The 11671-nt window shown below is 71.3% G+C and carries 11 protein-coding genes; 5 read left to right on the top strand and 6 right to left on the bottom strand.

Annotated features, from left to right (window positions below):
* The first annotated feature begins 101 nt into the window (after positions 1-101).
* The 3 genes from AV521_RS10760 to AV521_RS10750 all read left to right on the top strand — a co-directional run bounded on the left by AV521_RS10760 (position 102) and on the right by AV521_RS10750 (position 3801).
* Positions 102-887: a class I SAM-dependent methyltransferase gene (locus AV521_RS10760; protein WP_179022991.1), complete on the top strand. Its 786-nt coding sequence runs from the start codon at positions 102-104 to the stop codon at positions 885-887.
* Between the two features lie 186 nt (positions 888-1073).
* Positions 1074-2147 carry a C40 family peptidase gene (locus AV521_RS10755; protein WP_076086985.1) on the top strand — a complete coding sequence of 358 codons (1074 nt, stop codon included), beginning with the start codon at positions 1074-1076 and terminating at the stop codon, positions 2145-2147.
* Positions 2148-2499: 352 nt separating this feature from the next.
* Positions 2500-3801 carry a PP2C family protein-serine/threonine phosphatase gene (locus AV521_RS10750; RefSeq protein WP_076087437.1) on the top strand — a complete coding sequence of 434 codons (1302 nt, stop codon included), beginning with the start codon at positions 2500-2502 and terminating at the stop codon, positions 3799-3801.
* A 43-nt stretch (positions 3802-3844) separates the two neighbouring features.
* Here AV521_RS10750 and AV521_RS10745 read toward each other — a convergent pair whose 3' ends face one another.
* The 6 genes from AV521_RS10745 to AV521_RS10720 all read right to left on the bottom strand — a co-directional run bounded on the left by AV521_RS10745 (position 3845) and on the right by AV521_RS10720 (position 8470).
* Positions 3845-4183: a DUF2516 family protein gene (locus AV521_RS10745; RefSeq protein ID WP_371917021.1), complete on the bottom strand. Its 339-nt coding sequence runs from the start codon at positions 4181-4183 to the stop codon at positions 3845-3847.
* 109 nt (positions 4184-4292) lie between these two features.
* The gene (locus AV521_RS10740; protein WP_076086983.1) at positions 4293-4925 is read right to left on the bottom strand and encodes a hypothetical protein; all 633 of its coding nucleotides are present in this window, start codon (positions 4923-4925) and stop codon (positions 4293-4295) included.
* 78 nt (positions 4926-5003) lie between these two features.
* Positions 5004-5474, bottom strand: coding sequence for a helix-turn-helix domain-containing protein (locus tag AV521_RS10735; RefSeq protein WP_076086981.1), 471 nt, complete (start codon positions 5472-5474; stop codon positions 5004-5006).
* Between the two features lie 127 nt (positions 5475-5601).
* Positions 5602-6471, bottom strand: a complete 870-nt coding sequence (locus AV521_RS10730) for an RNA polymerase sigma-70 factor (RefSeq protein ID WP_076086979.1) — start codon at positions 6469-6471, stop codon at positions 5602-5604.
* Entirely contained in the window at positions 6468-7046 is a 579-nt protein-coding gene (locus tag AV521_RS10725) for a carboxymuconolactone decarboxylase family protein (protein ID WP_076086977.1), read from the bottom strand. The genes AV521_RS10730 and AV521_RS10725 overlap by 4 nt, the downstream gene beginning before the upstream one ends.
* A gap of 86 nt (positions 7047-7132) precedes the next feature.
* A complete protein-coding gene (locus tag AV521_RS10720) occupies positions 7133-8470 on the bottom strand; it encodes a PLP-dependent aminotransferase family protein (RefSeq protein ID WP_076086975.1) in 1338 nt (445 codons plus the stop codon).
* 106 nt (positions 8471-8576) lie between these two features.
* Between AV521_RS10720 and AV521_RS10715 the strand changes: the two genes are divergently transcribed.
* The gene (locus AV521_RS10715; RefSeq protein WP_076086973.1) at positions 8577-9215 is read left to right on the top strand and encodes a LysE family translocator; all 639 of its coding nucleotides are present in this window, start codon (positions 8577-8579) and stop codon (positions 9213-9215) included.
* Between the two features lie 61 nt (positions 9216-9276).
* Entirely contained in the window at positions 9277-11643 is a 2367-nt protein-coding gene (locus AV521_RS10710) for an excinuclease ABC subunit UvrA (RefSeq protein WP_076087433.1), read from the top strand.
* Positions 11644-11671 lie beyond the last annotated feature (28 nt).

Raw genomic sequence — 11671 nt, 5'->3', positions numbered from 1 at the left:
TGCGGGGCGCGCCCCCGAACCCGCTTACCCTCGTACGCATGACAGCCCGCGCCGCATCCCTCCCCCGCTCTCGGCGTCGCCCGAGCGGGGGGACCCCCGTCGTGGGAACGGTGACGCGCGGGACCACCAACCCCAACCGGCTGCGTCGTATGGACCGCTGGATCGCGGCGGCCCACGGCGCCGAACTCCGGCGCGCCGATGACCCGCTGGCGATCGACCTCGGTTACGGCGCCGCGCCCTGGACCGCCGTCGAACTGCTCGGCCGGCTGCGGACCGCAGCGCCACGCGCGCGCGTGGTGGGCGTCGAGATCGAACCCGAGCGGGTCGCGGCCGCGCGGCCGTACGAACGGGAGGGGCTGGCCTTCCGGCACGGCGGCTTCGAGGTCCCGGTACCCGGACGGCCGCTGCTCATCCGGGCCGCCAATGTGCTGCGCCAGTACGACGAGACCGAGGTCGCCGCCGTCTGGGAGCGGCTGTGCGCGCGGCTCGCCCCGGCCGGCGCCGGTTCGCGCGGCGGGCTGCTGGTCGAGGGGACGTGCGACGAGATCGGGCGGCGGCACGTGTGGGTGGCGCTCGGCCCGGAGGGGCCGCGGACCGTGACCTTCGCCGCCCGGCTGGGCTCGCTGGAGCAGCCGTCCGACCTCGCCGAGCGGCTGCCGAAGGCGCTGATCCACCGGAACGTCCCCGGTGAGCCGGTGCACGCCTTCCTGCGCGACTTCGACCGCGCCTGGGCCGCCGCCGCGCCCTATGCCTCCTACGGCGCCCGGCAGCGCTGGCTGCGCACGGTACGGGACCTGACGGCCGACTGGCCGGTGAGCGACTCCCCGGCCCGCTGGCGGCAGGGCGAAGTCACGGTGGCGTGGGCGGCGTTGGCGCCGAGGGCTTGACATCACCCTTTCGGGGGCCGTGGGGTGGAACGAATCCCGCGCGTCGTTCGTCACACCGGCGGGGAGATCGTCACGACCGGGCGGGTACGGGGGAAACACCTGCCTCTGTCGCTTTAAGCCTCAACGTGACACCATCCCCGAGGCACCATAAGTTACTGACGGTAAATCAGCTTGGGGGCATCCGTGATGGGCTGGGGCAAGCGCAGTATCCTCTCGGCCGCCGTGACCGTGGTCTGCGCGGTGACCGTGCTGGGCGCGCCCGGCATGGCCTTCGCCGCCCCGAAACCGACCCCGGGCCCGAGCACCTCCCCGACTCCCCCGCCGGGCAGGGACCTTGAGAAGGTCCGCGAGAAGCTCCACAAGCTGTACCACGACGCGGCTGTCGCCACCGACGCCTACAACGCGGCCGAGGAGAAGGCGAAGCAGCAGTCCGCCGAGATCGTCTCGCTGGCGAAGAAGATCGACGAGGGACAGCAGAGACTCGCCGAGCTCAAGGACCAGGCGGGCGCGGCCGCCCGCGCCCAGTACCGCACCGGCGGCATCCCGCCCACCGCCCAGTTCCTGCTCAGCGACGACCCCGGACAGGTCCTGGACGGGGCCGGGCTGGTCCTCCAGGGCCAGCGGGCGACGAAGTCGATGATCAGCGAACTGACCAGCACCCAGAAGCAATTGCAGGCGTATGCCGACGACGCCGCCGACCAGTGGAGGAAACTGGACGCCGACACCAAGGACAAGGCCGCCGCCCAGAAGCGGGTCCAGCAGCAGATCGACGCCGCGAAGAAGCTGGAATCCGAGCTGCAGAAGAAGGAGCAGCAGCAGCTCGACCAGCTGGAGCAGCAGGCCGCACTGAAGGCGCAGACGGACTGGCTGGACACCGGCATCCTCAAGAAGATCCACGGCAAGGCGTCCGCGCAGGGCGAGAAGGCCGTCGCGTTCGCCACCGAGCAGCTCGGCAAGCCGTATGTGTGGGGCGCCGCGGGCCCGCAGTCCTACGACTGCTCCGGCCTGACCTCCCAGGCCTGGGCCGCGGCCGGCCACCCCATCCCGCGCACCTCGCAGGAGCAGTGGAAACAGCTCCAGCACGTCGACGTCCAGGACATGCGCCCCGGTGACCTCATCATCTACTTCGACGACGCCAGCCATGTCGCCATCTACATCGGCGACGGCGCGATCATCCAGGCCCCGCGCCCGGGGCGTACGGTGACGATCGCGGGCGCCGGCTCGATGCAGATCCTGGGCGTCGTACGACCCGACGCATAGGCCTTTGGCCGGGGCTCGGGGCGGTACAGCGCCGTTGAGGTGCGGCCGTGCTCCGGGTGCGGCTTTCGCCGTGGCCGGGCGCTCCGCCGGGGAATCCCCGTGACCCACGCCATGTGACCCACTCCACCGACCCGCCGCCCAAATCCGGGCCGGACGTGAGCTTCGTCATCCCCCGTGCCGGGGCACCCTGTCCAACTGTCGTACGGAACGCGGCATATGACAGCGGCCTGCGCGCGAGCGACGCGGCTCACACCATTCCATCGGGGCGGTCAATGCCGCTATGGTCCCCGTCGGTGGCTTCGAGACCCTCGACGCCGCCATGCCCTCGGGGGGAGGGAAGGAAACCAAGACGATGCCCGTACCCGTACCGCGGCAGAGAGCGATCCCGGCCGTGGAGAGTGGTCAGGCGCAGGCCGCCTCCGCAGTCGGCGGCCCCCGCAAGGAAGAGGCCCACCGCGACGCCACATCCACCGGAAACACCGGCACCACTCTCACCCTGCTGCTGATCGAGGACGATCCGGCCGGTTCGCCGATCGTGCCCGATCTGCTGGACTCCGCCGGCAAGCCGATCCGCGTGCGCACCGCCCGCAACCTCACCGAGGCCGAGCGGCTGCTCACCGACGACGTGCACTGCATCCTGCTGGACCTCGCGCTGCCCGCGCCCGGCGGCAGCGACGCGGACGACGAGCTTTCCGTGCTCCGGCATGTGCTGAGGCTCGCACCCCGGCACGCCGTGCTCGCGCTGACCGGCTCCGGCGACGCCGAGCGCGGCACCGAGGCCGTGCGGGTGGGCGCCCAGGACTATCTCTACCGGGAAGAGCTGGACGGCCGGCTGCTCAGCCGTGCCATCCGGTACGCGGTGGAGAGGAAACGTTCCGACACGGCCGAGCGGCGGCTGGCCGAGGGCCGGCTGCGCGCGCAGGAGAACCGCCGTCTGGAGCGCGGGCTGCTGCCCACGCCCCTGCTGGACGGCTCCGCGCTGCGCTTCGCCGCCCGCTATCGCCCCGGCCGTTCCCGGGCGCTGCTCGGCGGCGACTTCTACGACGCCGTCCGCACCCCCGACGGCACCGTGCACGCCATGATCGGCGACGTCTGCGGCCACGGCCCGGACGAGGCCGCGCTCGGCGTGGAACTGCGCATCGCCTGGCGCGCGCTGACGCTGGCCGGGCTGTGCGGGGACGAGCTGCTGAGCACGCTGCAGCAGGTGCTGGAGCACGAGCGGTCCGACGAGGAGATCTTCGCGACGCTGTGCACGGTCGACATCGCGCCGGACGGCCGGAGTGCGGGCCTGTGCCTGGCCGGGCACCCGGCGCCGCTGCTGGCCCGTCCCGGACGGCTGGCCGGGCTGCTCCCCTATGACAACAACGGGCCCGCCCTGGGCCTGCTGCCGGGTGCGCGCTGGCCGCGGATGCAGGTGGAGCTCGGTGCCGAGTGGAGCCTGATGCTCTACACCGACGGGCTGATCGAGGGCCGGGTCGGGCAGAGCGGCGAGCGGCTGGGGCAGGACGGGATGGTGTCCATGATCCGTCGGCAGCTGGCCGAGGGGCTGCGGGGGGAGACGCTGTTGCGGGCCGCGGTGAGCGAGGTGCGGGATCTCAACGGGGGCGAGCTGACCGACGACGTCGCCGTTGTGCTGCTGGACCGGACGTCGTGATTCGGGCTCTGGCCGTGAGGGGTCCCCGCCCGGGAAACACCCCTCAGCGGCCGCCGTTGTACGGGCCGTAAGGTCCGTCGCTGCTGCTCCCGCGGCCCCGGCGGCGGAAGCCCTTGCCGCCCGAGACCTGCTGGACGGCGGGGCGTACGTCCACGAAGAAGACGATCGTCGCGACCAGGCCCGCGAGCTGCAGGAACAGCATCGGGACGAAGAGGTTCACGGCGACCGTGATGCCGAGGATGATCAGCCAGAAGCCCTTGTTCTGCTTGTCCGCGGCGCGGTACGCGTCCTCGCGGAAGATCGCGGCCATCACGAACGCCACGATGGCGAGTGCCAGCATGGCGGTGAAGATCAGCCACATCACTCCGCCGACTGCCGTCATCAGCACAATGCCCACCACCTGAGTCGAGTCGTCCGTACAGTCACCGTACCCGTACAACGGGCCGGACACCCCCAAGGTGCCCGGCCCGATGTCATCTCCTCGATCCCGCTCACTTCGCCGGCGGGGTCGTCTTCTTCGCGGTGGTGGCCTTGCGGGCGGCCGGGGCCTTCTTGGCCGCCGGCTTCTTGTCCGCGGGCTCGTCCTTGGCCTCGGTCTCGACCGGCTTCGGCTCGTCCTTGACCGCGACCGGCTCGGGCCTGCCCTCGACGACGACCGCGAAGTCCTCGATCTCGTCGGCGGCCTCGCCGCGCCATGTCTTCACGGCCTGCTCGCCGTGCTCGGCGACCTTCTCGTAGGTCTCGCGGGCCTTGACGGCGTATTCGGCGGCGACGCCGACACCGCGCAGGGCGAGGTCCTGCGCCTGCTCGCCGATCTTGCGCAGGTCGACGTCGAGGGTGCCGAGGAACTCGTTGACCTTGGTCTGGAGCGTCTCCTGCGCCTCCTTGGCGCGGGCGGCGGCCTTCTCCTGCGCCTCCTTGGCACGGGCGGCGGCCTTCTCCTGCACGGCCTTCGGGTCGGTGTGGCGCACGGCGTCGATGCGGGCCGGGGCCTCGGCGCGCAGCTGCTCGACCAGGGCGGGCACCCTCTTGGCCTGCTGCAGGGCGAGGTCGGCCGTACCGGCGGCGAAGTAGAGCGGAGTCGGGTCGCTGAGGGTCTTGCGCAGGTCGTCGGTGATGGCCATCGTGATCAGGTCCTCCCGGATTCGCGTTCGGCTGAGGTTGGTGTGGTCCGCGGTGGGGCGGCCGGCGCCCTGGTCCGGTTATCCGGCCGTCCGCCGCGGACCGGCATCGGCATCGTTCACATCGGCCGTACCGGTGTCGTCCGTGCCCGCGTCCTGCGCCAGGTCCCCGGCCGCCTCGTCCGCGTCGGGCTCGCCGCCCCCGAATCCGTTCTCCTTGCGGAAGGACTCGTAGATCTGGAGCAGCACCTGCTTCTGCCGCTCGTTGAGCGAGGGGTCGGCGAGGATGACCGCCCGCGTCTCCGCCTCGTCGCGGTCGCGTTCGGCATCGAGGATGCCGGCGCGGACGTACAGCGTCTCGGCGGAGATGCGCAGGGCCTTGGCGACCTGCTGGAGCACCTCCGCGCTCGGCTTGCGCAGCCCGCGCTCGATCTGGCTCAGGTACGGATTGGACACCCCGGCGGCGTCGGCGAGCTGCCGCAGCGACAGCTGGGCGTTGCGCCGCTGCTCGCGCAGGTACTCACCGAGATTGCCGACGTTCAGCGATGCCATGCCTCCACCTTGCCTCACCCTCGCTAACAATTGCAAGCGACTCGCTTGCAAAAGTGTTTGCGAGGGTGAGACGGGTGGGGCCTACGGGCCTGACACGGCCCGACGGGCCCGACGGGCCTGACGCGGGCTAGCGGGCGAGTTCCGCCGGGGTGTCCAGGCGGGTCAGCTTGTGCGGGTTGCGGACCACGTGGATCCGGGTGATCCGGCCGTTCTCCACCATGAGGCTCACCGCGTTCGGCTCGCCGTCGAAGTCGATACGACCGGCCGGTGTGCCGTTGAGCCACACGACCGTCGTGTCCAGTGTGTCCACCGCACGGTGTGCGCCCGCGAGCACCTGCGCCACCACATCGGCTCCCTGGAACGGAGTCAGCGCGGCCGCGACCACTCCCCCGCCATCGGTGATCATGACCACGTCCGGGGCCATGATCTCCAGGAGGTCCTGCAGCTGTCCGGTGCGCAGTGCGGCCAGGAAGCGTTCCACCACGGCCTGCTGCTCCGCGCGGCTCACCCGCACGCGCGGACGCCGGGCCGCCACGCGCTCGCGGGCCCGCCGCGCGATCTGCCGTACCGCGGCCGCCGACTTCCCCACGGCCTCGGCGATCTCGCCGTACGGCAGGTCGAAGACCTCGCGGAGCACGAACACCGCTCTCTCGGTCGGCCCGAGGGTTTCCAGAACCGTCAGCATCGCGAGCGAGACGCTCTCCGCGAGTTCGACGTCCTCGGCGACATCGGGGCTCGTCAGCAGGGGTTCCGGCAACCACACGCCGACGTACTCCGCACGGCTGCGGGACAGCGTGCGCAGGCGGTTGAGCGCCTGCCGGGTGACGGTCCGGACCAGGTACGACCGCGGGTCGCGCACCTGTGCCCGGTCCACGTCGGCCCACCGCAGCCAGGACTCCTGCAGTACGTCCTCCGCGTCGGCCGCCGAGCCGAGCATCTCGTAGGCGACCGTGAAGAGCAGGCTGCGGTGGATGAGGAAGGGGTCCTCCGGGGTCATGCCGTCACGGCCGCGTCGGACTCGGCCGGGCGTGCGGCCAGGGGGATTTCGCAGGCGTCGGAGAAGCCCTGCGACTTGACCCCGAGCGCCGTGTTGTTCCTGGTCGAGAAGTTGGCGAAGGCGATCGCCGCGGTCAGCTCGACCAGCGCCGCCGGGCCGAGCCGCTCCAGCAGGCGCGCGGACAGCTCGTCGGTGACGGTCGGCGGGGTGTCCGTCATGGCCTCGGCGTACTCCAGCACATCCCGCTCCAGCGACGTGAACACCTCCGCCTCCCGCCAGCGCGGCACCTGGCTCGCCTTCGTCAGGTCCAGGTTCTGGTTCTGCGCCAGGAAGTAGTTGATGTCCAGGCACCAGCTGCAGCCGACCTGTGCCGCGACGGCCATGTGCGCGAACGTCTTGAGGCTCTCGTCGGCAACGTTCCACGCGGCCACCCTGGCTCCCATCTCCGAGCCTGCCTGGGCGACGTCGGGGTGGTGCCCGGTCGCCTGAAGGGGTTCGGGCACGGTACCGAACTGCTCGATCATGCTCTCGCTCAGCTCGGCGGTCAGCTCTGCCTTCGGAACCCGCAGCGCCATCGTCTTCTCCTTCTGCCTGCGTATGCCTGTCCGGCCGTTCGGCATGAAGACACCACCCGGTGCCCGGATGTGACACCCGGCCCGTGTCAGTCGGTGACGAGGTCCTCCGGTGCGGTGCGGGCCACGTCGGCGAGGGTGCGAAGGGCCTGGGCGAGGACGTCGGGCGGCGGTGTGGCGAGGCCCAGCCGGACGGCGTTCGGGGCGTGGCTGTCGCCGACGGTGAACGCGGCCGCCGGTACGACCGCGATGCCGTGCCGCGCGGCGGCGGCCACGAAGGTGTCCGCCCGCCAGGGGCGCGGCAGGTCCCACCAGGCGTGGAAGGAGCGCTCGTCGCTCCGCACGGCGAACCCGGCCAGGCACCGGGCCGCGATCTCCTGCCGTACCGTCGCCTCCCGCTGCTTGGCGGCCACCAGCTTCCGTACCGTGCCGCTGAGCTGCCAGCGGTGGGCGGCCTCCAGGGCGAAGCGCGGGGGAGCCCAGCCGCCCGCGCGCAGGGAGGTGGTGACCGCTGTCGTCAGGGCGGGCGGGGTGATCGCGAAGCCGAGGGACAGGCCGGGGGCGATGCGCTTGGAGAGGCTGTCGATCACGACGGTCCGCTCGGGGGCGTACGCGGCGAGCGGCGGGAGTTCGTCGCGCAGGAACGCCCAGATCGCGTCCTCCACGGCGGGCAGCCCGAGCCGCAGCAGCACCTCGGCCAGCTGCTCGACGCGCTGCTCGGGCATGGTGAGCGAGAGCGGGTTGTGCAGCCGCGGCTGGACGTAGACGGCGTGCAGCGGCGCGGCCGCGTGGGCCTCCGCCACCGCCTGCGGGACCAGGCCGTCCTCGTCCATGGCCAGCGGTACGAGGGTGATGCCGAGCCGCGCGGCGACCGCCTTGACGAGCGGGTACGTCAGCTCCTCGACGCCGAGGCGTCCGCCCGGCGGCACCAGGGCGGCGACGGCGGCCGAGAGGGCCTGCCGGCCGTTGCCCGTGAACAGGATCCGCTCGGGGGCGGGGGCCCAGCCGCCGCGGGCGAGGATGCCGGCGGCCGATTCCTGCACCGCGGGCAGCCCGGCCGCGCCGACCGGCCGCAGCGCCTGCCCGAGGGCATCGGGGCGCAGCAACCCACCGAGCCCCTCTGCGAGCAGCGCGCTCTGCTCGGGTACGGACGGGTAGTTCAGCTCCAGGTCGATCCGGCCGGCCGCCGGTTCGGTGAGTGCGGGGGCCGGGTCGACGGCGGCCGCGCGGACGAACGTACCGCGTCCCACCTCGCCCACGGTCAGACCCCGGCGGGCCAGTTCCCGGTACACGCGCATGGCGGTGGAGTCGGCGATGCCATGGCGTTTCGCGAACGCGCGCTGCGGGGGCAGACGGTCGCCGGGCCGCAGCGCACCGGACCTGATCTCCTCGGCCACGGCATCGGCGACGCTCTGGTAGTCGGTCACGGCCCGCCATCCCACCACAGAATTGCACCGAGTGCAATCTTTTGATTGCACTGAGCTATTGCCCTGTCCTACGCTCACGGCAATTGCAGCGACGAGGGGGATCTTCATGGTTGATGTGAGCGGAATCCTCGGCTTGGCGGTGGTGGCGCTCGGCATGGTGCTCACACCCGGGCCGAACATGATCTATCTCGTCTCGCGCAGCATCACGCAGGGCAGGCGGGCCGGGATGATCTCCCTCTGCGGAGTCGCCCTCGGCTTCCTGGTGTACCTGGTCACCGTGAACCTCGGGCTGTCGGTCGTCTTCACCGCCGTACCCGAGCTGTACCTCGCGGTGAAGCTGGCCGGCGCCGGCTATCTCGCGTACCTGGCCTGGAACGCCCTGAAGCCGGGCGGCATCTCGGTCTTCGCCCCGCAGGACGTGCCGCACGACTCGCCGCGCAGGCTGTTCTCGATGGGCCTGATGACGAGTCTGCTGAACCCGAAGATCGCCATCATGTACGTCTCCCTGATCCCCCAGTTCATCGACCTGGACCGGGGACATGTCCTGCTCCAGGGTCTCGTCCTCGGCTCGGTGCAGATCGTGATCAGCGTCTCGGTGAACCTCACCATCGTGCTCGCCGCCGGCACGATCGCCGTCTTCCTCGCCCGCCGCCCCTCCTGGCTCAAGGTGCAGCGCTGGCTGATGGGGACGGTGCTCGGCGCCCTCGCCGTATCGCTGGCCGCGGACACCTCGGGCCCGGCGTGACCGGCAAAGCCGTCAGGATTCGAGAAGCGCCGGCGGGACGCTCCGGGCTAGCGTGGCCGCCATGGACCGCACCGCAGCGCACGCAGCAGACAGCCATGATCTGATCCGGGTGCACGGCGCCCGCGAGAACAATCTCAAGGACATCAGCGTCGAGCTGCCCAAGCGCCGGCTGACCGTGTTCACCGGCGTGTCCGGCTCGGGCAAGAGCTCGCTGGTGTTCGACACGATCGCCGCGGAGTCGCAGCGGCTGATCAACGAGACGTACAGCGCCTTCGTGCAGGGCTTCATGCCGACGCTGGCGCGGCCCGAGGTCGACGTCCTCGACGGGCTCACCACCGCGATCATCGTGGACCAGCAGCGGATGGGCGCCGACCCCCGCTCCACCGTGGGCACCGCCACCGACGCCAACGCCATGCTGCGCATCCTGTTCAGCCGGCTCGGCACGCCGCACATCGGCTCGCCCAAGGCGTTCTCCTCCAACGTCGCCTCGATCAGCGGCGCCGGCGCGGTCACCGTGGAGCGCGGCGGGCAGAAGGTGAAGGAGCGGCGCAGCTTCAGCATCACCGGCGGCATGTGCCCGCGCTGCGAGGGCCGGGGCACGGTCACCGACCTCGACCTCACCCAGCTCTTCGACGACTCCCTGTCCCTCAACGAGGGCGCGCTCACCGTCCCCGGCTACAAGACGGGCGGCTGGAACTACCGCCTCTACACCGAGTCCGGCCTGTACGACCCGGACAAGCCGATCCGCGCCTTCACCAAGCGGGAGCTGCAGGACTTCCTTCACCGCGAGCCCACCCGGATGAAGATCGCGGGCATCAACATGACCTACGAGGGTCTGATCCCGCGGATCCAGAAGTCGATGCTCGCCAAGGACAAGGAGGGCATGCAGCCGCACATCCGGGCCTTCGTGGACCGCGCGGTCACCTTCACCGTCTGCCCCGAGTGCGAGGGCACCCGGCTCACCGAGGCGGCCCGGTCCTCGAAGATCGAGGGCGTCAGCATCGCCGACGCGTGCGCGATGCAGATCAGCGACCTGTCGGAGTGGGCACGGTCGCTGTCCGAGCCGACGGTGGCACCGCTCCTGGCCTCCCTGCGGCACACCCTCGACTCGTTCGTGGAGATCGGCCTCGGCTATCTCTCGCTCGACCGGCCCGCGGGCACGCTGTCGGGCGGCGAGGCACAGCGCGTGAAGATGATCCGCCACCTCGGCTCCTCGCTCACCGATGTGACCTACGTCTTCGACGAGCCCACCATCGGCCTGCACCCGCACGACATCCGGCGGATGAACGAGCTGCTGCTACGGCTGCGCGACAAGGGCAACACCGTGCTGGTCGTGGAGCACAAGCCGGAGGCGATCGCGATCGCCGACCACGTCGTGGACCTCGGCCCCGGCGCCGGTACGGAGGGCGGCACGGTCTGCTTCGAGGGCACGGTGGAGGGGCTGCGGGGCAGCGGCACCCTCACCGGCCGCCATCTGGACGACCGGGCCGCTGTGAAGGGCACCGTCCGCAAGCCGACGGGCGCGCTGGAGATCAGGGGCGCGACGACGCACAACCTGCGGAGCGTGGACGTCGACATCCCGCTGGGCGTGCTGACCGTCGTCACCGGGGTCGCGGGCTCCGGCAAGAGTTCGCTCGTACACGGGTCGATCCCGGCAGGCGCGGACGTCGTGTCCATCGACCAGACCCCGATCCGCGGCTCGCGGCGCAGCAACCCGGCGACGTACACCGGGCTGCTGGAGCCGATCCGCAAGGCGTTCGCCAAGGCCAACGGCGTGAAGCCGGCGCTGTTCAGCGCCAACTCCGAGGGTGCCTGCCCCACCTGCAACGGCGCGGGCGTCGTCTACACCGACCTGGCGATGATGGCCGGGGTCGCCACGACCTGCGAGGAGTGCGACGGCAAGCGGTTCGAGGCGTCGGTGCTGGAGTACACCCTCGGCGGGCGGGACATCGCACAGGTGCTGGAGATGTCGGTGACCGAGGCGGAGGAGTTCTTCGCCGCCGATGAGGCCCACATCCCGGCGGCGCACAGGATCCTTCAGCGGATGGCCGACGTGGGCCTCGGCTACCTCACGCTGGGCCAGCCGCTGACGACCCTGTCGGGCGGCGAGCGGCAGCGGCTGAAGCTGGCCACGCACATGGCCGACAAGGGCGGTGTCTACGTCCTGGACGAGCCGACGACGGGTCTCCACCTGGCCGACGTGGAACACCTCCTCGCTCTGCTGGACCGGCTGGTCGACTCCGGGAAGTCGGTCATCGTGGTCGAGCACCATCAGGCCGTCATGGCCCACGCGGACTGGATCATCGACCTCGGGCCGGGGGCCGGGCATGACGGGGGGCGGGTGGTTTTCGAGGGGACGCCGGGGGAGTTGGTCGCTTCGCGATCGACGCTGACCGGGGAGCACCTGGCCGAGTACGTGGGGATGTGAGGGGCGCGTGCGTAGCTGAGCTGCGCCC

It is taken from the genome of Streptomyces sp. IMTB 2501, from assembly GCF_001953885.1.
Lineage (GTDB): Bacteria > Actinomycetota > Actinomycetes > Streptomycetales > Streptomycetaceae > Streptomyces.
The sequence above is the reverse complement of the archived record's forward strand: the minus strand, read 5'-3'. Positions and strand labels throughout refer to the sequence as shown.

What these genes read in the sequence shown, in the direction of transcription:
- AV521_RS10750 (WP_076087437.1), top strand. Translation starts at nt 2,500, where the DNA reads ATGCCCGTACCCGTACCGCGGCAGAGAGCGATCCCGGCCGTGGAGAGT.
- AV521_RS10740 (WP_076086983.1), bottom strand. Translation starts at nt 4,925, where the DNA reads ATGGCCATCACCGACGACCTGCGCAAGACCCTCAGCGACCCGACTCCG.
- AV521_RS10715 (WP_076086973.1), top strand. Translation starts at nt 8,577, where the DNA reads ATGGTTGATGTGAGCGGAATCCTCGGCTTGGCGGTGGTGGCGCTCGGC.
- AV521_RS10710 (WP_076087433.1), top strand. Translation starts at nt 9,277, where the DNA reads ATGGACCGCACCGCAGCGCACGCAGCAGACAGCCATGATCTGATCCGG.
- AV521_RS10735 (WP_076086981.1), bottom strand. Translation starts at nt 5,474, where the DNA reads ATGGCATCGCTGAACGTCGGCAATCTCGGTGAGTACCTGCGCGAGCAG.
- AV521_RS10725 (WP_076086977.1), bottom strand. Translation starts at nt 7,046, where the DNA reads ATGGCGCTGCGGGTTCCGAAGGCAGAGCTGACCGCCGAGCTGAGCGAG.
- AV521_RS10730 (WP_076086979.1), bottom strand. Translation starts at nt 6,471, where the DNA reads ATGACCCCGGAGGACCCCTTCCTCATCCACCGCAGCCTGCTCTTCACG.
- AV521_RS10745 (WP_371917021.1), bottom strand. Translation starts at nt 4,183, where the DNA reads ATGACGGCAGTCGGCGGAGTGATGTGGCTGATCTTCACCGCCATGCTG.
- AV521_RS10755 (WP_076086985.1), top strand. Translation starts at nt 1,074, where the DNA reads ATGGGCTGGGGCAAGCGCAGTATCCTCTCGGCCGCCGTGACCGTGGTC.